Annotated in this window: 20 protein-coding genes; 19 read left to right on the top strand and 1 reads right to left on the bottom strand. The window is 67.6% G+C overall.

Translation table 11 applies throughout. The features are described 5' to 3' along the window. The first annotated feature begins 12 nt into the window (after positions 1 to 12). The 19 genes from BHD05_RS11660 to BHD05_RS11570 all read left to right on the top strand — a co-directional run bounded on the left by BHD05_RS11660 (position 13) and on the right by BHD05_RS11570 (position 22,149). Positions 13 to 1,554: a Mur ligase family protein gene (locus tag BHD05_RS11660; protein WP_236966518.1), complete on the top strand. Its 1,542-nt coding sequence runs from the start codon at positions 13 to 15 to the stop codon at positions 1,552 to 1,554. Further along, positions 1,555 to 2,961 carry a UDP-N-acetylmuramoyl-tripeptide--D-alanyl-D-alanine ligase gene (locus BHD05_RS11655; protein WP_161886583.1) on the top strand — a complete coding sequence of 469 codons (1,407 nt, stop codon included), beginning with the start codon at positions 1,555 to 1,557 and terminating at the stop codon, positions 2,959 to 2,961. After that, complete coding sequence (mraY, locus tag BHD05_RS11650) at positions 2,958 to 4,064, top strand: phospho-N-acetylmuramoyl-pentapeptide-transferase (RefSeq protein ID WP_161886582.1); 1,107 nt, start codon at positions 2,958 to 2,960, stop codon at positions 4,062 to 4,064. Before BHD05_RS11655 ends, mraY begins: the two co-directional genes overlap by 4 nt. Beyond that, complete coding sequence (gene murD, locus BHD05_RS11645; RefSeq protein WP_161886581.1) at positions 4,061 to 5,578, top strand: UDP-N-acetylmuramoyl-L-alanine--D-glutamate ligase; 1,518 nt, start codon at positions 4,061 to 4,063, stop codon at positions 5,576 to 5,578. Before mraY ends, murD begins: the two co-directional genes overlap by 4 nt. Beyond that, the gene (ftsW, locus tag BHD05_RS11640) at positions 5,538 to 6,788 is read left to right on the top strand and encodes a putative lipid II flippase FtsW (RefSeq protein WP_161886580.1); all 1,251 of its coding nucleotides are present in this window, start codon (positions 5,538 to 5,540) and stop codon (positions 6,786 to 6,788) included. Before murD ends, ftsW begins: the two co-directional genes overlap by 41 nt. Continuing rightward, on the top strand, positions 6,785 to 7,867 hold the full coding sequence (locus BHD05_RS11635) for a UDP-N-acetylglucosamine--N-acetylmuramyl-(pentapeptide) pyrophosphoryl-undecaprenol N-acetylglucosamine transferase (RefSeq protein WP_161886579.1): 1,083 nt from the start codon (positions 6,785 to 6,787) through the stop codon (positions 7,865 to 7,867). The genes ftsW and BHD05_RS11635 overlap by 4 nt, the downstream gene beginning before the upstream one ends. A gap of 5 nt (positions 7,868 to 7,872) precedes the next feature. Then, entirely contained in the window at positions 7,873 to 9,291 is a 1,419-nt protein-coding gene (gene murC / locus BHD05_RS11630; protein ID WP_418763806.1) for a UDP-N-acetylmuramate--L-alanine ligase, read from the top strand. 313 nt (positions 9,292 to 9,604) lie between these two features. Continuing rightward, positions 9,605 to 10,306, top strand: a complete 702-nt coding sequence (locus tag BHD05_RS11625) for an FtsQ-type POTRA domain-containing protein (protein WP_161886578.1) — start codon at positions 9,605 to 9,607, stop codon at positions 10,304 to 10,306. A gap of 188 nt (positions 10,307 to 10,494) precedes the next feature. After that, positions 10,495 to 11,685 (top strand): cell division protein FtsZ, encoded by a 1,191-nt coding sequence (gene ftsZ / locus BHD05_RS11620; protein ID WP_161886577.1) that lies wholly within the window; start codon positions 10,495 to 10,497, stop codon positions 11,683 to 11,685. 3 nt (positions 11,686 to 11,688) lie between these two features. Continuing rightward, entirely contained in the window at positions 11,689 to 12,363 is a 675-nt protein-coding gene (locus tag BHD05_RS11615; protein WP_161886576.1) for a YggS family pyridoxal phosphate-dependent enzyme, read from the top strand. A gap of 36 nt (positions 12,364 to 12,399) precedes the next feature. Further along, the gene (locus BHD05_RS11610; RefSeq protein ID WP_161886575.1) at positions 12,400 to 12,885 is read left to right on the top strand and encodes a cell division protein SepF; all 486 of its coding nucleotides are present in this window, start codon (positions 12,400 to 12,402) and stop codon (positions 12,883 to 12,885) included. Positions 12,886 to 12,915: 30 nt separating this feature from the next. After that, positions 12,916 to 13,221, top strand: coding sequence for a YggT family protein (locus BHD05_RS11605; protein WP_236966517.1), 306 nt, complete (start codon positions 12,916 to 12,918; stop codon positions 13,219 to 13,221). A 135-nt stretch (positions 13,222 to 13,356) separates the two neighbouring features. Beyond that, positions 13,357 to 14,115: a DivIVA domain-containing protein gene (locus BHD05_RS11600; RefSeq protein WP_161886574.1), complete on the top strand. Its 759-nt coding sequence runs from the start codon at positions 13,357 to 13,359 to the stop codon at positions 14,113 to 14,115. After that, positions 14,105 to 14,716 carry a signal peptidase II gene (lspA, locus tag BHD05_RS11595; RefSeq protein ID WP_236966516.1) on the top strand — a complete coding sequence of 204 codons (612 nt, stop codon included), beginning with the start codon at positions 14,105 to 14,107 and terminating at the stop codon, positions 14,714 to 14,716. Before BHD05_RS11600 ends, lspA begins: the two co-directional genes overlap by 11 nt. Positions 14,717 to 14,721: 5 nt before the next feature. After that, the gene (locus BHD05_RS11590) at positions 14,722 to 15,642 is read left to right on the top strand and encodes an RluA family pseudouridine synthase (protein ID WP_161886573.1); all 921 of its coding nucleotides are present in this window, start codon (positions 14,722 to 14,724) and stop codon (positions 15,640 to 15,642) included. A 105-nt stretch (positions 15,643 to 15,747) separates the two neighbouring features. Continuing rightward, the gene (dnaE, locus tag BHD05_RS11585; RefSeq protein WP_161887503.1) at positions 15,748 to 19,209 is read left to right on the top strand and encodes a DNA polymerase III subunit alpha; all 3,462 of its coding nucleotides are present in this window, start codon (positions 15,748 to 15,750) and stop codon (positions 19,207 to 19,209) included. Between the two features lie 65 nt (positions 19,210 to 19,274). After that, positions 19,275 to 20,582: a histidinol dehydrogenase gene (gene hisD, locus BHD05_RS11580; protein ID WP_161886572.1), complete on the top strand. Its 1,308-nt coding sequence runs from the start codon at positions 19,275 to 19,277 to the stop codon at positions 20,580 to 20,582. Between the two features lie 42 nt (positions 20,583 to 20,624). Then, entirely contained in the window at positions 20,625 to 21,092 is a 468-nt protein-coding gene (nrdR, locus tag BHD05_RS11575; RefSeq protein WP_161886571.1) for a transcriptional regulator NrdR, read from the top strand. A 1-nt stretch (position 21,093) separates the two neighbouring features. Continuing rightward, positions 21,094 to 22,149: a quinone-dependent dihydroorotate dehydrogenase gene (locus BHD05_RS11570; RefSeq protein WP_161886570.1), complete on the top strand. Its 1,056-nt coding sequence runs from the start codon at positions 21,094 to 21,096 to the stop codon at positions 22,147 to 22,149. On the opposite strand, the gene BHD05_RS11565 is transcribed toward BHD05_RS11570, so the two are convergent. After that, complete coding sequence (locus tag BHD05_RS11565) at positions 22,124 to 22,711, bottom strand: DUF3043 domain-containing protein (protein ID WP_161886569.1); 588 nt, start codon at positions 22,709 to 22,711, stop codon at positions 22,124 to 22,126. The genes BHD05_RS11570 and BHD05_RS11565 overlap by 26 nt on opposite strands. Positions 22,712 to 22,751: the final 40 nt, after the last annotated feature.

Raw genomic sequence — 22,751 nt, 5'->3', positions numbered from 1 at the left:
AAAGAGGATGCCGTGAACACCAGGACCCCCCCGGTGCTCAGGCCCGAACATCCATCGGCCAGATCGCTCAGCGGTCTCGTGGCTGATTTCGGGCTCGACACCCAAGGCTCGCTTGACGGCGTGTACGTGACCGGCGTGACCCTGCGCTCCGGCGAGGTGCAGCCGGGAGACCTCTATGTCGGAGTGCCGGGAGCGAACAGCCACGGCGCGTCCTACGCGGCGGAGGCAAAGGCCCAGGGCGCGGTGGCGCTGCTCACCGACGCGGCAGGGGCGGAGCTTGCCCGCGAGGTCGGCTTGCCCACCGTTCTCGTCGACTCGCCCCGCGCCGCCCTCGGGGACGTATCGGCGTGGGTGTACCGCACCAGCGACCACCCGCCGCTCCTGCTCGGGATCACCGGCACAAACGGCAAGACCTCGACGGCGTACATCCTCGAGGGGATCCTGCGCCAGCTGGGCCTCGTCACCGGCCTGAGCACGACAGCCGAGCGTCACATCGGCGACCTCACGGTCGTCAGTCGGCTGACGACGCCGGAGGCGAGCGAGATGCACGCGCTCCTCGCTCGAATGAAGGAGAGCGAGGTGCGCGCTGTGGTGCTCGAGGTGAGCGCGCAGGCCCTCAGCCGCAATCGGGTCGACGGCATCGTCTTCGATGTCGTCGCGTTCACCAACCTCAGCCACGACCATCTCGACGACTACGCCGACATGGAGGAGTACCTCGAGGCGAAGGCGGCGTTCTTCGAACCCGAGCGGGGTAGGCGCGGCGTGGTGTCGCTCGACTCTCCCTACGGCGAGCGTGTCGTCGACCTGTCGCGGATTCCCGTGACGACCGTGTCCGCGACGCCCGGAGTTGTGGGGGAGTGGAACCTCGAGATCCTCGACGAGACCGCCGCGTACACCGAATTCACTCTCACCGGCCCCGAGGCGAGATCCCTTACGACCAGGGTTCCTCTTATTGGCTGGCACATGGCCGCCAACGCGGGACTCGCGATCGTCATGCTGGTCGAGGCCGGCTTCGAACTCGAGGCGATCGGGCACGCGCTCGGCGACGACGGGATCGTCACCTACCTGCCCGGCCGCACCGAGCGGGTATCCGGCGATGCCGGCCCCTCCGTCTACGTCGACTTCGGTCACAGCCCGGATGCCTTCCTCAACACTCTCGCCGCCGTGCGCAAGTTCACACCCGGCCGCGTCATCATGGTCTTCGGTGCCGACGGCGACCGCGACGCCACAAAGCGGCACGAGATGGGCCGGGTGGCCTCCGAGGGGTCCGACATCCTCGTCGTGACCGATCACCATCCCCGCTTCGAGGACCCTGCTTCGATCCGCGCGACCCTCATCGAGGGCGCAGGCCTCGCCGACCACCAGGCGGAGCTCATCGAGGTGAGCCCGCCCGAGAAGGCGATCCGGCACGCCGTGTCGATCGCCAAGGAGGGCGACTCGATCCTCTGGGCCGGGCCGGGCCACCAGGACTACCGCGACATCCGCGGCGAGCGTACGCCGTACTCCGCGCGCGCCGAGGCGCGCGAGGCGCTTCGCGAGTCGGGCTGGCAGTAGATGCTCGCCCTGCGCCTCGCCGACATCGCCGCTGCATGCGCCGGTGAACTCGTGCTGACCGACGCCTCCACGCCCGACACGGTCGTGGACGGCACCGTGACGACCGACTCGCGGCTCGCGAGTTCTGGATCGGTGTTCTTCGCGATGCGCGGCGAGGTCACCGACGGGCACCTGTTCGCCGAGACCGCCGTCGACAACGGGGCAGCGCTTCTCATCGTCGAGCGACGGCTCGAGCTGCCCGTCGACCAGATCGTGGTGGCGGACGGGGTGCGCGCACTCGCAGCCCTCGCGAGCGAGGTCGTGGCACGGGTGCGCGAGTGCGGCGACCTCACGGTCGTGGGCATCACCGGTTCCAACGGCAAGACGACGACGAAGAACCTGCTGCGCGCCATCCTCGGCGGCGTCGGCCCCACGGTCGCCCCGGAGGGCTCGTTCAACAACCACATCGGCGCTCCCCTCTCAATGCTCGCCATCAACGAGGGGACCCGCTATCTGCTCGTCGAGATGGGTGCGTCCGGTGAGGGCCATATCAAGCGACTTGTCGACATCGCCATGCCCGACATCTCGGTTGTTCTCAAGGTCGGCCTCGCCCATGCCGGTGAGTTCGGCGGCATCGACGCGACCCAGCGGGCCAAGTCCGAGATCGTGACGTCCCTCCCGGCCTCTGCCGTCGCCGTGCTCAACGCCGACGACGACCGCGTCGCCGCCATGGCCGGGCAGACGGCTGCCCGCGTCGCCTGGTTCGGACTCGACGAATCGGCGGATGTGCGTGCCGACGACATCGAGGCGACCGCGACCGGAACGACCTTCACCCTCCTTGCGGACGGCTCGGCCTGGCCGGTGCGCATGCGCATCCTCGGCGAGCACCACGTCATGAACGCCATCGCTGCCCTCTCGGTCGCCCGCGAACTCGGACTCGACCTCGCCGCTGCAATCGTCGCCATCGAGGCCGTCGCACGTGCCGAGCGCTGGCGCATGGAGGTGCTCGAGCCCGCGCCGGGCATCACCGTCATCAACGACGCCTACAACGCGAGCCCGGACTCCACCGCCGCGGCACTCAAGACTCTCGCGCAGATCAGCCGCAGCGGGCGACGGTCGATCGCCGTGCTCGGCGAGATGGCCGAACTCGGTGACTACGCCAACGAGGAACACGACCGGATCGGCCGCCTCGTCGTGCGACTCAACATCGCGCAGCTCATCGTCGTCGGCCACGGTGCACGGCACATCCACAACGCCGCCGGACTCGAGGGTTCCTGGGACGGCGAGTCGGTGCTCGTCGGCACCCCGGAGGAAGCCTTCGGTCTGCTCCGGGACGAGCTGCGCGACGGCGACGTGGTGCTCGTGAAGAGCTCCAAGTCCGCCGGACTTCGTTTTCTTGGTGACCGCCTCGGCGGTGTCATCGCGTGATCGCACTCCTCACCGCCGCTGGCGTGTCGATGATCTTCACCCTGCTGCTCACACCTCTCTTCGCGAGGGCGTTCCGCAGGTTGAACCTCGGCCAGTTCGTGCGCGCAGACACCCCCGTCGCGCACGTTCTCAAACGCGGAACGCCCTCGATGGGCGGGATCGTATTCATTACGGCGTCGATCGTCGGCTACCTCGTCGGTCAGCTTGCGGGTAGGCAACTGCCATCCGGGGCCGGACTCCTCGTGATCCTGATGATGGTGGGACTCGGCTTCATCGGGTTCATCGACGACTTCCTCAAGGTCCGCCGCCGTAACAGTACGGGCCTCAGCGGACCATTCAAGATCCTCGGCACCGTCATTGTCGGCGTTATCTTCGCGATCATCGCGCTCAACTACGTCGACCCGCACGGAGTGACGCCGGCCTCGACAGCCGTTTCGTTCGTGCGCGACCTCCCGATCGACTTCGTCGTCATCTTCGGCACCGGGGTAGGCGTCACCCTGTTCGTCGCATGGATCGTGCTCATCACCACGAGCGTTTCGAACGCGGTGAACCTCACCGACGGCCTCGACGGCCTCGCCGCCGGCTCGGCCGTGCTCGCGATCGGCTCCTACGTCATCATCGGGTTCTGGCAGTTCCAGCAGTCCTGCGTCGAGCTCGCGGTGCTCGGGGTCGAGGCGCCCAATCTCTACAAGTGCTACGAGGTTTCGTACCCCCTCGACCTCGCGACGATCGCCGCCGCGATCGTCGGCTCGCTCATCGGGTTCCTCTGGTGGAACACCTCGCCGGCACAGATCATGATGGGCGACACGGGCTCCTTCGCCATCGGCGGCGCCCTCGCGGCACTCGCGATCCTGTCCCGTACCGAGCTCCTGCTTCTCTTCATCGGTGGGCTGTTCCTCGTGACCACCGGCCAGGTGATCGTGCAGCGCATCTACTTCAAGCTCACGAAGGGCAAGCGAATCTGGCAGGCGAGCCCGCTCCACCACCACTTCGAGATGAAGGGCTGGGCCGAGGTGACCATCGTTGTGCGGTTCTGGATCATCTCGGGCCTGTTCGTCGCGACCGGAGTCGGACTCTTCTACGCCGAGTGGCTGTACCGGTGAGGTCGGCTTCGGAGGTCGCCGCGCTCCGGAGTTGGCACGACGACTGGTCGGGGCTGCGCGTCGCCGTGCTCGGTCTCGGCGTTACCGGGTTCTCGGTGGCCGACACGCTTGCCGAACTGGGTGCGGAGGTCGTTGTGTTCGCCGACGGGGCGGACGAGGAGCGCGCCGACCTGCTCGACGTCATCGGTGCGCGACTCGTCGTCGCCGACCTCAGACGAGCCGGAGCGAGCCTTGTGGCCGACTTCGCCCCGGAGCTCATCGTGGTCTCGCCCGGTTTCGCCCCCTCGCATCCGATCATTGTCGACGCGGCACGTGCGGCGACACCGGTGTGGGGAGATGTTGAACTCGCCTGGCGGCTGCGCGACAAGCTCGACCGGCCGGCGGAATGGTTCACCGTCACGGGCACCAACGGCAAGACCACCACGGTGCAGCTGACGACAGCGATGATGATCGCGGGCGGCAAGCGGGTCGTCGCGTGCGGCAACGTCGGAGTCCCCGTGCTCGACGCGATCCGCGACCCCGGCGGCTTCGACGCATTCGTCGTCGAGCTGTCAAGCTTTCAGCTTCACTACTCGCACTCCCTTTCCGCCCACTCGAGTGCCTGCCTCAACATCGCGGCCGACCACCTCGACTGGCACGGGTCGGCCGACGCCTATTCCGCCGCGAAGGCGAAGGTATACGAAAACACGCGCGTGGCGTGCATCTACAACCGTCATGACGACGCCACCCGCATCATGGTCGAGCACGCGGACGTCGTCGAGGGATGCCGTGCGATCGGTTTCGGGCTGGGCCCGCCGGGCCCGAGCGACGTCGGTATCGTCGAGGACATCGTGTGCGACCGCGCCTTCATCGACGACCGGCACACCAACGCCCTCGAACTGGCGACACTGGGTCAGCTCGAGTCTGCCGGGCTCGGCGCGCCCCACATGATCGCGAACGTGCTCGCCGCGAGCGCACTCGCCCGGTCCTACCGAATTCCGGCGTCGGCAATCCGCCAGGCGATCCTCGGCTTCCACCTCGACCAGCACCGCACCGAACTCATCGCAACCCATGCCGATGTGCGCTGGATCAACGACTCAAAGGCCACGAATCCGCACGCGGCCGATGCCGCGGTCGGGGCGTTCGAGTCAGTCGTCTGGGTCGTCGGGGGCCTGCTGAAGGGTGTCGACATCAGCGACGTCGTGGCACGGAACGCCGACAGGTTGCGCGCGGCCGTCGTGATCGGAGCCGACCGCGCGGAAGTACTCGCGGCATTCGCGCGACACGCGCCAGAACTACCCGTGTTCGAGGTGGAGACGGCTGACACTAAAGAGGTGATGGCGATCGCTGTGAGGTTGTCGGACTTGGCTGCGCGGCCGGGGGATGCCGTAGTGCTGGCACCAGCCGCGGCATCCATGGACCAGTTCACTGATTACGCCGATCGGGGCCGGCAATTCGCCGCCGCAGTTCACGAGATGTTGGGAGGCCGGCCGGATGACGACAAGCATCCCCCGTCGCCCGCGACAGCCCCGTAACAACGCGGCGCCGGCAAACCCCGTGCCCACCGCCGCCGGAGGCTCGGGGTCCGCGGCGATCGTCGCGGTGAAGAAGCTCTTTGCCGCCGAGACGGGCAACTTCTTCCTGCTGCTGGGCACGACCCTCTTCCTCGTCGTGTTCGGGCTCGTCATGGTGCTGTCGTCGTCGGCGGTAACCTCGTTCACCGAGTCGAACGACTTCTTCTCCGGGTTCGCCCGGCAGAGCCTGTTCGCGGCCATTGGGGTTCCGATCATGCTCGTGGCGTCGCGGATGCCGGCGTCGTTCTGGAAGAAGTGGGCCGGCACCGCCGTGGCGATCGGCCTCGGCCTTCAGATTCTGGTCGTCGCCACGCCGCTGGGAGTGTCCGTCGGGGGAAACACGAACTGGTTGCGCCTCGGCTCGCTGACGCTCCAGCCCTCCGAGATCACCAAGGTTGCCCTCGCGATCTGGCTCGCCTACGTGCTGTCCACGAAGGCGGATCGGCTCCACCGCCTGCGCGAGGTGGCGATCCCGATTGCCCCTGTCGCGGGCGCGGCGGTCGGGCTGGTGTTGTTCGGGGGAGACCTCGGCACGGCAATGATCCTCATCTCCATCGTTCTCGGCTCGATGTTCTTCGGTGGAGTGCGGCTTCGGTTCCTCGCGATCCCGATCGTGCTCATGGCCGCGATTGGGCCGCTCGTCGCATTCTCGAGCAACTCTCGCAGTGACCGCATCGCCGTCTGGCTCGACGGGTGCGCATCCTCCAGCGACTACGCGGCGTTCTGCTGGCAGACCGTCCACGGCTGGTGGGCCCTCGCCGCCGGCGGATTCTTCGGCGTCGGCCTCGGCAACTCCAAGGCGAAGTGGTCGTGGTTGCCGGAGGCCGACAATGACTTCATCTTCGCAATCATCGGCGAGGAACTCGGCCTCCTCGGCGCGGTCACTGTGCTCGCGCTCTTCATCGTGATGGGCGTGACCTTCGTGGGGATCATCCGCGCGAGCAACGACCCGTTCGCGCGCATTGTCGTGAGCGCGGTGATGGTCTGGATCATTGGCCAGGCGTTCGTGAACATCGCCGTGGTGCTCGGCGTCCTGCCGGTGCTCGGCGTTCCCCTCCCTCTCATCTCGTCTGGAGGCTCCGCACTCGTCACGACCCTGTTCGGCATCGGGATCGTGCTCTCGTTCGCGCGGACCGCGAGTCCGGTTCCAGGCAGCCGGCCGGAACGGTGACCACCTACCTGCTGTGTGGCGGAGGAACGGCCGGCCACGTCAATCCCCTCCTCGCGGTCGCGGATCGGCTCAGGCAACGAGACCCCGAAGCGAGCATCCTGGTCCTCGGCACGGCAGAGGGCCTCGAAACGCGGCTCGTGCCGGAGCGGGGCTTCCGGTTGCTTGTTGTCGCCCGCCTGCCGTTCCCACGCCGGCCGGGCAGGGCCCTTCTGCGATTCCCGCGCCGGTTCGGCGGGGTCGTCGGCCGCATCCGAGGGCTGATCGTCGAGCACGACGTCGACGTCGTCGTCGGATTCGGCGGCTACGTGTCGGCACCCGCCTACCTCGCCGCACGCCGCGAGAACGTGGCGATCGTCGTGCACGAGGCCAACGCGCGGCCCGGACTCGCCAACCGGCTCGGCGCGGCATTCTCCCGGCACGTCGGGGTCGCCTTCCGCGGCACCCGGATCCGCCGTGCCCGATTCGTGGGGATGCCGCTGCGGCCCGAAATCGAGCGCCTCGAGCGCCACTCCGTGCGGGAGGAGGCCTACGCCGCATTCGGGCTGACGCCCGGCAAACTCACGCTCGTCGTCACAGGAGGCTCCCTCGGCGCCCGGCACATCAACGAGACCATCGCCGAGGCGATCCCGTTCGTCATCGGCGCCGCGTGGCAGGTGCTGCACATCACCGGGCAGCGATCGGAGATCGACTACCCGGTACTGGCCGGCTACCGCGTGATTCCATATTGCGACCGGATGGATCTCGCCCTCGCCATCGCCGACCTCGTGCTCGCGCGGGCAGGGTCGTCGACGGTGAGCGAACTCACCGCGCTCGCGATTCCCGCCGTCTACGTCCCGCTCGCGGTCGGGAACGGCGAGCAGCGCTTCAACGCGGGCGAGGCCGTCAACGCGCACGCCGCCCTCATGGTCGACAACGCGCAGTTCACCCCGGAGTGGATCGCGGATGTTCTCGTGCCGCTGCTCGTGAACCGCGCGGCCCTGGCCGCGATGGCCGCGCGCGCCGCCGCGATCGGCGTCAGGGACGGCACCAACCGTGTCGTGGCGCTCATCGATGAGGCCACTCCGGGGCGGGTAGCGTAGCGGTCGTGATCAAGTCCGATTTCTCCCAGTCCATGCCCGACACCCCCCGCCACGTGCACTTCGTCGGCATCGGCGGAGCCGGGATGAGCGGAATAGCGCATCTGTTCGTCGCGGCTGGCTTCACCGTGACCGGCTCCGATATCCGCGCCACGGACGCCGTCGAGTCTCTCCGCGCGCGCGGTGTCGAGATCGGGATCGGCCACGATGCCGCGCACCTCGGCGCCGCGGACGCCCTCGTCGTCTCCGGAGCGATCAACGAAGACAACCCCGAATACGTCGCCGCGGGTGATCGTGGCCTTCCCGTGGTGCACCGCGCCGTCGCGCTGGCCTGGCTCACGCGCGGCCGCCGACTCATCGCCGTCGCTGGAGCCCACGGCAAGACCACCTCGACCGGCATGATCATCGAAGCGATGCTCGCACTCGGGCAGAGCCCGAGCTTCGTCAACGGCGGCGTCATTCGCTCGCTCGGCGTCAGCGCGGCGGCCGGGTCCGACGATCTGTTCGTCGTCGAGGCAGACGAGTCCGACGGCTCCTTCCTGCTCTACGACACCGCGGTGTCGCTCATCACCAACGTCGACCCCGACCACCTCGATCACTTCGGGTCGCTTGAGGCCTTCGAAGACGCATTCGTCGCGTTCGCCGCACGGGCGAAGGAGTTCGTCGCCATCTCGAGCGACGACGCCGGGGCCGTGAACATCAGCTCGCGAATCGCCTCGTCGCGCGTCATTACCTTCGGCCAGGCCGCATCCGCCGACGTGCGGGTGCACTCCGTCGACACGCAGCAGACCGTGGCGTTCAGCATCCGCTATCTCGGCGACGACTACCCGGTGACGCTTCGCGTGCCGGGGCTGCACAACGCCCTCAACGCGGCCGGCGCGTTCGCCGTGCTCACCGGGCTCGGCTTCGAGCCGCGCGCGAGCCTCGACGCGATCGCGACCTTCGGCGGCACCGAGCGCCGCTTCGAGCTGCGCGGCGAGGTGGGGGGCGTGCGCGTCTACGACGACTTCGCCCACCACCCGACCGAGATTCGTGCGGCGCTCTCCGCGGCGCGCGGCGTCGTCGGCGACGGCCGGCTGATCCCAATCTTCCAGCCGCACCTCTACAGCCGCACACGGATGCTCGCACAGGAGTTCGCCGACGTCTTCGACGACCTCTCCGACCACACCATCGTCGTTCCCGTGTATGGCGCGCGTCAGGAACCCGAACCAGGCGTGACCGGGGCGCTCATCACCGAGCGTCTGCGCGTGCAGGGAAGCGGTGAGTATGTCCAGAACTGGGAGAGCGCCGTGGAGCGCGCCGTGCAGATGGCGATGCCCGGCGACATCCTGATCCCCATGGGCGGCGGAGACATCTACCTCATCATTCCGCAGCTGCTCGCAGCGCTCGAGGCAGCAGCTCAGACACGGATCCATGAAGCGCCCTGAGGGGTTCGACCGGCCGCCGGCCGTCGCCCCAACCGCAGAGGCAAAACCCCGGCGCCGGACGAAAGCACCCGCGCCGGAGGTCGCCCCCGAGAGCCGGGCGACCCACGCGGACCCGGCGGGCCCGGCCACAGCGCGGCCCACGCCGCCGAGCTCCCGGACACCGCCCGCCACGGAACGAGGAGCGGCCCCGGGTGCCACGGATGCCGCCCCCGCCGCGGCCTCGGACCGCACCACGGTCCGCGCCTCGGACCGTGCCTCACGGCGGGCGGTGCGTCGCGCGGCGCGACAGCGACGCCGATTCGAGAAGAGCGAAGTGCGGCGGTTCACGCGCCGCAGTCGTCGCCGCCGCGTGGCCTGGGCCGTCACGGCGGGAATCGCAGTGACGATGGCGACGCTCGTCGCCGTCGCCGTCTATTCGCCGCTGCTCGCGCTCACGACGATCCAGGTCGACGGTACGTCGCGGCTTGACGCGGAAGACCTCCACGCGGCTGTCGACGGCCAGCTCGAGACCCCGCTCGCCCTGATTGATTTTGACCGCATCACCGAGGAGCTCGGCGACTTTCCGCTTGTCCGCAGCTACGTGACCGAGACGGTGCCGCCGCACACGCTCATCATCCACATCGTGGAGCGCGAGCCGGTCGGGTCGCTCGCCACCGGATCCGGGTTCGACCTCGTCGACCCCGCGGGTGTGGTCATCGAAAGGTCCCAGACCCGCATCCCCGGTGTTCCGCTCATCGACATCGGCGGGGAGGGGTCTGACAGTGCGGCATTCGACGCGGCCGTCGAGGTGCTGGTCGCCCTACCGGAGCCGGTGCTCGTGCAGCTTGACACGATCGTCGCCGGCACGCGCGACGACGTTCAGCTGACCCTTGCCAGCGGCGGAGCAGAGATCATCTGGGGGAGCGCCGACGATTCGGCGATCAAGGCCCGCATTCTTGCGGCCGCGCTCGCACAGAACTACCCGAACGTGATCGAGTACAACGTGTCCGCGCCGGGGCAGCTCACCTACCGCTGACCGCTGGACCGGTGCCGGCGGGCGCACGTCTCGCGCCCGGCTCACAAATTCTTCGGCGAGTTTGCGACACGCGGGTCTTTCGCGGGCTGAGCGGCGGGCTGCCACTTAACCTCGAAACAAGAAATAGATATACCAAGTATAACTTTAAGCCTCTAGTAGAGGTTGAAAGTACTCAGCGGAGGCCTGACGTGAGCTCAAATCAAAACTACCTGGCCGTAATCAAGGTCGTCGGAATCGGCGGCGGCGGCGTGAACGCCGTAAACCGGATGATCGAACTCGGCCTTCGCGGCGTCGAGTTCATTGCCATCAATACAGACGCGCAAGCGCTGTTGATGAGCGATGCCGACGTCAAGCTCGACGTCGGCCGCGAACTGACCCGCGGACTCGGCGCGGGTGCCGACCCGGAAGTGGGACGCCGCGCAGCGGAGGACCACGCCGAGGAGATCGAAGAGGCGCTGGCCGGCGCGGACATGGTGTTCGTTACTGCGGGTGAGGGCGGAGGAACCGGCACTGGCGGCGCTCCTGTCGTCGCGCGCATCGCGAAGTCCATCGGCGCGTTGACGATCGGTGTCGTGACCCGCCCGTTCGGCTTCGAGGGCAAGCGCCGCGCTGCGCAGGCCGAAGTCGGCGTCATGGCGCTCAAGAGCGAGGTTGACACGCTCATCGTCGTGCCGAACGACAGGCTCCTCGAGATCAGCGACCGCGGAATCAGCTTCCTCGAAGCGTTCGCGACCGCCGACCAGGTGCTGCTCGCCGGTGTGCAGGGGATCACCGACCTCATCACGACTCCAGGGCTCATCAACCTCGACTTCGCCGACGTGAAGTCGGTCATGCAGGGTGCCGGCTCCGCGCTCATGGGCATCGGCTCCGCCCGCGGCGCCGACCGCGCCATCAAGGCGGCCGAGCTCGCCGTTGCCTCCCCTCTGCTCGAGGCGTCGATCGACGGTGCCCACGGAGTGCTGCTGTCGATCCAGGGCGGGTCGAACCTCGGAATCTTCGAGATCAACGATGCAGCGCGACTCGTGCAGGAGGCCGTGCACCCCGAGGCCAACATCATCTTCGGTGCCGTCATCGACGACACCCTCGGCGACGAGGTCCGCGTGACCGTGATCGCCGCCGGCTTCGACGGCGGCGAGCCCGAGGTCAAGAAGGTCGACCGTCGGGGCCTGAACCACCACGACGTCTCGCTTCCCATCCCGGTCTCCGCACCCGCCACGGCATCCGCCGCTGTCGGTGGCGGCTCGCCGCGGTTCGGCGGCACGACCCTCACCCAGACGGGGGAGCAGCAGTGGAGCGAGCCCAAGCTTCCCGCTGCCCCCGACCCGGTTTTCGACAAGGACGAGGACGACGACCTCGATGTTCCCGATTTCCTGCGGTAATCGGTGACGGAGAGCGTTGCGGACCGGCTCGAGACGGTCCGGGCAGGGGTTGCCGACGCTGCAGCCCAGGCCAGTCGTGACCCTGCGGGGATCACGACCGTGGTCATCACGAAATTCCATCCCGTCTCCCTGGTGCGTGAGCTTCACGCGCTAGGGGTGCGGGACTTCGGTGAAAATCGCCACCAGGATGCACAGGCCAAGGCGGCCGAACTAGCCGACCTAGACCTGACCTGGCATTTTGTCGGACAGCTGCAGAGCAAGAAGGCCCGGCAGGCGGCCGCCTACGCGCGCGTCATCCATTCACTCGACCGCGACTCGGTCGTGGACGCGCTTGCGTCAGACGAGCGCACGATCGACGCCTTCGTGCAGTTGAACCTGACGACGGATGCTGCCCGCGGGGGAGTGCCGGACGACGCGCTCGAGGAGTTGGTCGCGCGCGTCGTCGCGACAAACGGCGTTCGCTTGCTTGGAGTAATGGCCGTCGCCCCGCTCGGCGAGGAGCCGCGGGCCGCGTTCGCGAGGCTCAGGGCGGCATCGGACCGGGTTCGCGCGATCGATCCGGCCGCCGTATTCATCTCGGCCGGAATGTCGGGGGACTACCGCGAGGCCATCCTCGAGGGTGCGACACACCTGCGCATTGGATCGACAATCACCGGAAACCGCCCGACCCGCGGTTAATCTTAGTTTCAGCACGACCCATACAGGAGGCACGAAATGGCTAACCCGCTGCGCAAGACCATGGTTTATCTGGGGCTCGCGGACGAGGAGTTCGATGACCACGACTCGACTCCTGCTCAGCCCGCCGCTCCGGCCGCTGCGGCGGCCCCCCAGGGGCACACGACGAACACCGCCGGACGCGCCCCCGTCACCCCCTTGCGGCGTCCCACTACGACAAAGAATGCGGCACCTGTAGAAATGAATGAGATCCTCACAGTCCACCCTCGCCAGTACCGCGACGCCCAGGTCATCGCCGAGAGCTTCCGTGATGGGATCCCCGTCATCATCAACCTCTCCCAGATGAGCGAGCCCGAGGCTCGGCGCCTCATCGACTTCGCCAGTGGCCTCTCGCAGGGGCTCTACGGAAAAATCGAGCGCGTCACCAAGCAGGTGTTCTTGCTGTCGCCCGCCCACATTGTCGTCAGCGGCGACCATGCCGACGCCGAGCCAGAAGTTGATGCATCGTTCTATGCCCAGAACTGACACCCAGCTGGATGAGCTAGCGTCGGAGCTGTGATCGTTTCTGTTGTCGCGACCATCGCGTATTACACCCTCTTCCTGTACCTCATCGCAATGTGGGCGCGATTTATTCTCGACCTCGCACGCAACTTCGCTCGGGGCTGGCGGCCGAAGGGGTTTCTCGTCGTCGTGGCTGAACTCGTGTTCACCATCACCGATCCGCCGATTCGGGCGGTGCGCCGGTTCATCCCGCCCATCCGCCTCGGCGGAATCGCCCTCGACTTCGCGTGGAGCATCGTCTTGATCGCGGTGTTGATCCTGATGTCGTTCGCCACATCGTTGGCATCGTCAACCGGGTGACCGACCGGCGACGCTGTACTCTTGACCTCGTGTCCCGGAGGGGTCCTCCGACTCGCGGGCATTCCTTTGCTAGCTTTAGCAGCACGCACATTCATGCACGGATCGTGCATATTCCAGATGATTTTGAGGTGACCCATGGCTCTGACTCCCGAAGACGTTGTCAATAAGCGTTTCCAGCCGACCAAGTTTCGCGAGGGCTACGACCAGGACGAGGTCGACGACTTCCTCGACGAGGTCGTCGTCGAGCTGCGTCGCCTGACTCAGGAGAACGAGGAGCTACGCCAGCGCCTTGTCGGCACCGAATCCCGCATGGGCGAGATGCAGCGAGGCGCAGGCGAGCCTGCTGCGGCGGATGAACCCGTAGTCGCGCCGGCTCCCGAGCCCGAGCCGGAAGTCGTGGCCCCCGCCGCGGTTGCCGCACCGGTCGCGTACGCCGCGCCGAGTGTCGAGTCCGAGACAGAGAGCACCACCAACCTGTTGCAGTTGGCCCGCCGCCTGCACGAGGAGCACGTGCGCGAGGGAGTTGAGAAGCGCGAATCACTCGTCGCCGAGGGCAACGCCACCGCCGAGCGCGTCGTCAGCGAAGCCGAGGCCACCGCGGCCAAGGTCGTCGGCGAGGCCGAGTCCAACGCCGACCGTGTCGTCACCGAGGCCGAGGCCACTGCGGCACGCCTCGTCACCGAGGCAGAGGCGACGCAGCGCGCACAGCTCGCCAAACTCGACGAGGAGCGCACTGATATTGAGCAGCGGATCGACGAGCTCCGCACCTTCGAGCGGGAGTACCGCCAGAAGCTCAAGGGGTACATCGAGAGCCAGCTTCGCGAACTCGACACCGCCGGATCGGCGAGTAAGTCGGAGCCCGCGTCGATAAGCCAGGGCGTCGGTGGCAACTGAGCCGACCGCGGCGGCACGTACGGCAGGGGTCAGCGTTCGGGCGATTCTCGCGCTCGTCACGGTGGCCCTCGCCGTCTTTGCCTTTGACCAGATAACGAAGTACTTCGTTGTCGAGAACCTGCCGCTGGGCGAACCGGTTCCGGTGCTCGGCAACGTGCTCGACTTTGTGTTCGTGAAGAATCCGGGTGCAGCGTTCTCGTTAGCGAGCGGCGCCACCTGGATCTTCTCGATCGCAGCATCCGTCGTAACGGTCCTCATCATCGTCTTCGCCCGCCGGATCCGGTCCCTCACCTGGGCCATCCTGTTCGGGATGCTGCTCGGCGGTACGCTCGGAAACCTCACCGACCGGCTGCTTCGGGAACCGAGCTTCGGATTGGGCCACGTCATCGACTTCATCCGCGTCGCCGGGTTCCCGGCGGTGTTCAATATCGCCGATACATTCATCGTCGCGAGTATGGGGCTCTTCATCATCCTCACGATCCGAGGGGTGGGGCTCGACGGCGAGCGCGAGCAGAAGCCCTCCGCGGCCAAGTCCGGCCCTGGCGCTTCCGGCACCGAGTCCGCCCCTGCCGATTCCACCCCCGACGCCACGGAGCGCTAGAACACATGGAAACACGCAGCATGCCCGTCCCCGAGGGGCTCGCTGGCGAGCGGGTCGATGCCGGGCTCGCCAAGCTCCTGGGCTTCTCGCGCACCTTCGCGGCCGAGGTCGCGGAGGCCGGGGGAGTGAGCGCAGACGGAGCAGTCCTCGGCAAGTCCGACCGGCTGCACGCCGGCAGCTGGCTCGAGGTCAACTGGCAGTCCAGGGAGGCCCCGGTGATCGTGCCGGTAGACGTGCCCGACCTCACCATCGTGCACGATGACGATGACATCGTCGTCGTCGACAAGCCCGTCGGTGTCGCGGCGCATCCCTCGGTCGGCTGGACCGGTCCGACTGTGCTCGGCGCGCTGGCCGGCGCCGGCTACCGCATCTCCACGTCCGGCGCCTCTGAGCGCGCGGGAATCGTGCATCGGCTCGACGCCGGCACGAGCGGCCTCATGGTCGTCGCGAAGTCCGAGCGGGCCTATGCAGAGCTCAAGCGCGCTTTTCACGACCGCGAGGTCGACAAGGTCTACCACGCCGTCGTGCAGGGCCACCCCGACCCGCTCGCCGGGACCATCGACGCGCCGATCGGGCGACACCCCGGATCGAGCTGGAAGTTCGCAATCGTCTCGGGAGGCAAGGATTCGGTCACCCATTACGAGACGCTGGAGGCGTTCCCGAGCGCGTCGCTGCTCGAGGTGAACCTCGAGACGGGGCGAACGCACCAGATCCGCGTGCACATGGCCGCCCAGCGCCACCCGTGCGTCGGCGACGCGATGTACGGTGCCGATCCGTCGATCTCGGCGAAACTCGGGCTGTCGCGCCAGTGGTTGCACGCGCTCCAGCTGAGCTTTCGGCACCCGGCCACCGGTGAGAGCGTCGTCTACAGGACCGACTACCCGGCGGACCTCCAGCACGCGCTGGATGTGCTCCGAAAAGACTGACCCCAGCCTTAGGCTGGAGGAAGCTTTTCACCTCGGTCTTCGGAGTATTTCTTGTCAGAGCGCGCCAGTTCCTTCGTCCACCTGCATGTCCACAGCGAGTACTCGATGCTCGACGGCGCGGCGCGGGTCGGACCCTTGATCCAGGCGGCCGTCGACCAGAAGATGCCCGCGATCGCGATGACCGACCACGGCAACGTGTTCGGCGCCTACGACTTCTGGCGCACCGCCACGAAGGCGGGCATCAAGCCGATCATCGGCACCGAGGCCTACCTCACGCCTGGCACGGCTCGGGGCGACCGGACGCGTATCCGCTGGGGCAACGGTGGTCAGGACGACGTCTCCGGGTCGGGGGCGTACACGCACCTCACGATGCTCTCCTCCACCACCGAGGGCATGCACAACCTCTTCCGGATGTCGTCCCTCGCGAGCCTCGAGGGCTACTACTTCAAGCCGCGCATGGACCGCGACCTGCTGAGCACCTACGCGAAAGGCCTCATCGCGACCACCGGATGCCCGAGCAGCGAAGTGCAGACGAGGCTCCGGCTCGGCCAGTACGACGAGGCCGTCAAGGCTGCATCCGACTTCCGCGACATCTTCGGCAAGGAGAACTACTACTGCGAGATCATGGACCACGGCCTCGGCATCGAGCGCCGGGTCATGGGCGATCTGCTCCGCCTCGCCAAGCAGCTCGATCTGCCGCTGGTGGCTACCAATGACCTGCACTACACGCATTCTCACGACGCGACGTCGCACGCCGCCCTGCTCTGCGTGCAGTCGGGGACGACCCTCGACGACCCCAACCGGTTCAAGTTCGACGCCGACGAGTTCTACCTCAAGTCGGCAGAGCAGATGCGCCACCTGTTCCGCGACCACCCTGAGGCCTGCGACAACACCCTGCTCATCGCCGAGCGCTGTGACGTGAAGTTCGACGAAGACGCCAACTACATGCCCGTGTTCCCCGTGCCGGAGGGTGAGACGGAGCAGTCCTGGTTCGCCAAAGAGATCGAGGACGGTCTCAATCACCGCTACAGGGGCAACATCCCGCAGGCATCGAGCGAACGGGCGGCCTACGAGGTGGGCGTCATCTCGCAGATGGGGTTCCCCGGCTATTTCCTGGTCGTCGCCGACTTCATCAGCTGGGCGCGCAGGAACGGCATCCGCGTCGGCCCCGGGCGAGGCTCGGGCGCCGGCTCCATGGTCGCCTACGCCATGGGCATCACCGACCTCGACCCCCTGCAGCATGGCCTGCTGTTCGAGCGGTTCCTCAACCCCGATCGTGTCTCGATGCCCGACTTCGACGTCGACTTCGACGAGCGCCGACGCGGCGAGGTCATTCGCTACGTCACCGAGAAGTACGGCAGCGACCACGTCGCCCAGATCGTCACCTATGGCACGATCAAGGCCAAGCAGGCGCTCAAAGACTCCTCCCGCGTGCTCGGGTTCCCCTACGGAATGGGTGAGAAGCTCACCAAGGCGATGCCCCCCACGATCATGGGCAAAGACATCTCCCTCGCGGGGATCACCAATAAGGACGACCCGCGCTGGAAGGAGGCCGGGGATGTGCGTGCGGTGCTCGACGCCGACCCTGACGCCCGCACCGTCTTCGACACCGCGCTGGGGCTCGAGAACCTCAAGCGGCAGTGGGGGGTGCACGCCGCGGGCGTGATCATGTCGTCGAAGCCGCTGCTCGACATCATCCCGATCATGAAGCGGGAGCAGGACGGCCAAATCGTCACCCAGTTCGACTATCCCGCGTGTGAGGCCCTTGGTCTGATCAAGATGGACTTCCTGGGGCTGCGCAACCTCACGATCATCGACGACGCGCTCGACAACATCAAGGCGAACCGCGGGGAGACCCCCGTGCTCGAAGACCTCGAGCTCGACGACCCGCTCACCTACAAGCTGCTCGCGCGCGGGGACACTCTCGGCGTGTTCCAGTTTGACGGCGGCCCGATGCGCTCGCTGCTGCGGCTCATGCGCCCCGACAACTTCGAGGACATCTCCGCCGTCGGCGCTCTCTACCGGCCAGGCCCGATGGGGGCCAACTCGCACACCAACTACGCCTACCGCAAGAACGGCCAGCAGGTGGTCGACTACATTCACCCCGAGCTCTCCGAGGCGCTCAAGGACGTGCTCGGCACCACCTACGGCCTGATCGTGTACCAGGAGCAGGTGATGTCGATTGCGCAGGTACTGGCCGGGTATTCGCTCGGCCAGGCCGATCTCCTGCGCCGGGCGATGGGCAAGAAGAAGAAGTCAGAGCTCGACAAACAGTTCGAGGGCTTCTCCGCCGGGATGAAGTCCAACGGGTACTCGATGGCGGCCGTCAAGACCCTCTGGGACATCCTGCTTCCGTTCTCCGACTACGCGTTCAACAAGGCGCACTCGGCGGCCTATGGCGTGCTGTCGTACTGGACGGCGTACCTCAAGGCGCACTATCCGGCCGAGTACATGGCCGCGCTGCTCACGAGCGTCGGCGACTCCAAGGACAAGCTCGCGATCTACCTCAATGAGTGCCGCCGCATGGGCATCAAGGTGCTCGCCCCCGACGTCAATGAGTCAATCGGCTACTTCGCCGCCGTCGGCGACGACATCCGATTCGGCCTCGGCGCCGTGCGCAACGTCGGGTTCGCAGTCGTCGACCTCATCCGGGCCGCCCGCGACGAGAAGGGCCGCTTCGAGTCGTTTCACGACTTCCTCGCGAAGGTGCCCATCGGTGCCGCGAACAAGCGCACCGTCGAATCGCTCATCAAGGCCGGGGCCTTCGACTCCCTTGGGTCTACCCGCCGCGCGCTGCTCGAGGTGCACGAGGATGCCGTCGACTCGGCCGTCACCGTCAAGCGCAACGAAGCCCACGGGCAGGTGGGCTTCGATTTCGACAGCCTCTGGGACGAGCCGGAGCAGCGCGTGTCAGTTCCGGAGCGTCCCGAGTGGTCCAAGCGGGACAAGCTCGCGTTCGAACGCGAGATGCTCGGGCTCTACGTCTCCGACCATCCCCTCGCCGGGCTCGAGCTGCAGCTCGCGAAGCACGCGAGCACGACCATCGCCGACCTCCTCGCGAGCGACGCGTCGATCGACGGCGAGACCGTGAACATCGCCGGGCTCGTGACGAGCGTGCAGCACCGCACCGCCCGCAACTCGGGGAACCAGTACGGGCTCGTCCAGATCGAGGACTTCGGGGGAGAGATCACCGTGATGTTCCTCGGCAAGACCTATCAGGAGTTCTCGCCCGCACTCTCCAACGACCAGGTCGTGGTGATCCGCGGGCGGGTGAGCATGCGCGACGACGGAATGAACCTGCACGCGGTAAGCATGTTCAGCCCCGATCTCGGCCAGAGCCTCGGATCGGGCCCACTTGTCATCAGCATGCCGGAGCACCGGGCCACGACCGACGTCGTGACCAACCTGAACGACGCCCTCATCCGTCACGCGGGCGATACCGAGGTTCGGCTCAAGCTCGTCAAGGGCGACACCGCGCGCCTGTTCGAGATCCCGTTCCCGGTGACGGTGAGCGCCGACCTCTACGGCGAGCTCAAGTCGCTGCTCGGCCCGAACTGCCTCAACTGACCGCATCCGGGGCGGGGCCGCACGCGGTCGGCATCCAGCGGACGGCCACTAAAGTTGGCAGGGCCATGATCCAGACCATAGACCTCCGCGGTCGCCGCCTCAGCCCTGCCGAACTCCTCTCGATCGTCCCCCGATCGCACACCGATATCTCGGTGGCGACGGATGCCGCGACCGCGCTCATCGACGACGTGCGCGCCCGCGGCGAGCAGGCGATCCTCGACCAGGCGGAGCGCTTCGACGGGGTGCGGCCCGACCATGTGCGGGTGCGTGCCAGCGAGATCGCCGACGCCGTGGCGCAGCTCGAGCCCGCCGTGCGCGACGCGCTCGAGGAGGCCATCGACCGGGTACGAGCCGGATCGGCCGCCCAGGTGCCCGCACCCTCCGTCACGATGCTCGGAGACGGTGCCGAGGTCGTGCAGCGCTGGAGTCCCGTCGCGCGCGTCGGCCTCTACGTTCCCGGCGGCAAGGCCGTGTACCCCTCCAGTGTGGTCATGAACGTGGTGCCAGCCCAGGTCGCCGGGGTTCGCTCTGTCGCCCTCGCGTCCCCGCCGCAGCGCGCCTTCGGCGGAGCGATCCACCCGACCATCCTGGGCGCGGCCGGGCTGCTCGGGATCGACGAGATTTACGCTATGGGCGGCGCGGGTGCGATTGGCGCGTTCGCATATGGTGTTCCCGGGCTGCTCGACCCCGTTCAGGTGATCACCGGACCCGGCAACGTCTACGTCGCCGCCGCCAAGCGCCTGGTCCGCGGACAGGCGGGAATCGACTCCGAGGCCGGCCCCACCGAGATCCTCGTGATCGCGGACGGCACCGCCGACGCGCGGCTCGTCGCGAGCGACCTGATCAGCCAGGCCGAGCACGACGAACTTGCCGCGGGAGTGCTCGTCACCGACTCGGCCGATCTCGCCGACCGGGTGCAGATCGAGCTCGGGCGGCTCGTGCCGCTCACCCACCACCGGGAACGAGTGCAGATCTCACTCACGGGTGTGCAGTCCGCCGTCGTCCTTGTCGACGACCTCGCCGCCGCCGCCGACTTCAGCAACGCCTACGGGCCGGAGCACCTCGAGATCCAGACGGCCGACCCGAAGGCGATGCTCTCCAGCATCCTCAACGCCGGTGCGATCTTCCTCGGCGACCACTCACCCGTGAGCCTCGGCGACTACCTCGCCGGATCGAATCACGTGCTGCCCACTGGGGGACAGGCCCGATTCTCCTCCGGGCTCGGCGCCTACACGTTTCTGCGACCACAGCAGGTCGTCAGCTACGACCGCGCCGCCCTGCAGCGGGTGCGGGAGCAGGTTGTCGCCCTGTCCGGTGCCGAGGACCTCCCGGCGCACGGTGACGCGGTGACGGCACGATTCACGCACAACTGACGTCCCCCGTTCCGCCGGGCGCGGGCGTACGCTGGTGTCACCATGTATTGCCCCTTCTGTCGTCATCCTGATTCCCGAGTCGTCGACTCGCGCACCAGCGACGACGGACTGTCGATCCGCCGCCGCCGGCAGTGCCCGGAATGCGGGCGCCGATTCTCGACCACCGAGACCGCGAGCCTCAACGTGGTCAAGCGCAGCGGAGTGATCGAGCCGTTCAGCCGCGAGAAGATTGTTTCCGGCGTCCGGAAGGCCTGCCAGGGCCGGCCGGTCACCGACGCGGACCTCGCGGTCCTCGCGCAGCGGGTCGAGGAGACCATCCGGGCCACCGGTGCGTCCCAGATCGACGCCAACGACATCGGACTCGCGATCCTCCCACCGCTGCGGGAACTCGATGAGGTCGCCTATCTGCGGTTCGCGAGCGTCTATCAGGGGTTCGACTCCCTCGAGGACTTCGAGACCGCGATTGCGCGACTGCGGGTGGAGCACGACGAGGCGCTCTCCGCCGACTAATATGTATCCCCTCTTATTTTCCGTCGTTCTGCGCCGCCTCGACCCCGAGCGGGCGCACCACCTGGCATTCACCGTCATCCGGCTCCTTCCGCGCATCGGGGTCGGTGCCCTGCTGCGCCGCGCCACTCGGCCGCATCCATCGCTCGCGACGACCGCGCTCGGGCTGGAGTTCGACTCCCCGTTCGGCGTCGCCGCCGGTTTCGACAAGGATGCCGAGGGGGTGCGGGGCCTCTGGCAGCTCGGATTCGGCCACGTCGAGGTCGGCACGCTCACGGCGATCGCACAACCGGGCAACGAGCGGCCGCGGCTGTTCCGCCTGATCACCGATCGCGCGGTCATTAACCGGATGGGCTTCAACAACGGGGGAGCGGCGGCCGCCGCCCCGCGCCTGCGCCGTGAACGCGCCAGGGCCCGCCGCCCCATCATCGGGGTGAACATCGGCAAGTCGCGTGCCGTCGAGGTGGACAACGCGATCCCCGACTACCTGGAGAGCACGCGGCTGCTCGCGCCCAGCGCCGACTACCTCGCCGTGAACGTGAGCTCGCCGAACACTCCGGGCCTGCGCGGCCTTCAGGAGCTCGAGCGGCTCGCTCCGCTCCTCAGCGCGGTCAAGGCCGCGGCGGACGACACGCCAGTGCTCGTCAAGATCTCACCCGACCTCAGCGACGACGAGGTGCGAAAGATTGCGGGTCTGGTGACCGAGCTCGGCCTGAACGGGATCATCGCGACGAACACGACCCTGTCCCGGGAGAACCTCCGCACGCCGGCGCATGTCGTCGAGGCCGCCGGCGCGGGGGGCCTCTCCGGGGCGCCGCTCTCAGATCGATCGCTCGAGGTGCTCCGGCTGATCCGCGCGACCGTGCCCGCGGAGATGTGCGTGATCTCCGTCGGGGGCGTCGACACGGCACACGACGTGGCCGAGCGCTTGGCCGCGGGAGCGACACTCGTGCAGGGCTATACCGCGTTCCTCTACCGGGGACCGCTCTGGGCGCGCCAGATCAACCGCGGCCTCGCCACGGCACGAGCTGAGCTCAGCTCGGCCACGCCCAGCGCTTGACCTGCGGCTTCGGCAGGCGCATCGGGCGCAGCTGCAGCGCGCGCATCGCCGCGTACCAGCGAGTTCCACCCTGCACACTGGCCTCGCCGAACTTCGCCGCCAGCTTCTTCTTCACCAGCGAGCCGAGGATGACGCTGTCGATGACGGCAATGAGGAAGAACGCCCAGAGGGCGAGATATGAGTAGGTCCCGAGGGCGGGGACGAAGGTCGTGAGGATCACGATGAACATGAGCGGGATGAGGGCCTCGCCCGCGCTGAACCGGGCATCGACGTAGTCGCGAACGAACCGGCGCTGTGCCCCACGGTCTCGCTGCGGCAGGAAGCGCTCGTCGCCGTTCGCGAGGCCGATGCGCGCCTTCTCGCGGGACTGCGCCATCTTGGCGCGAGCCTCCTTGTTCGCAGCCTTGCGGTCGTTCGACACGAGCGGGCGCATGTTCGCCGCCTCGCGCTCGCGCCTGGTGGGGGTCGCGTGACCCTTGCCGGCCTGGAGGCCGCCGTCGCTCACGACACCCTTGTCGTTGTCGCCGGAGGGCGCGTTCTGGTCGCCGCGTGTCTGGGCCATGTGAAATTCCTTGCCGTTGGTCTCGCCTTAAGATTACTCG

Origin of the sequence: Marisediminicola antarctica, assembly GCF_009930795.1 — a bacterium.
Taxonomy (GTDB): Bacteria; Actinomycetota; Actinomycetes; order Actinomycetales; family Microbacteriaceae; genus Marisediminicola; species Marisediminicola antarctica.
Note: the sequence above shows the minus strand (reverse complement) of the source record. Positions and strands in the feature narration are given on the sequence as shown.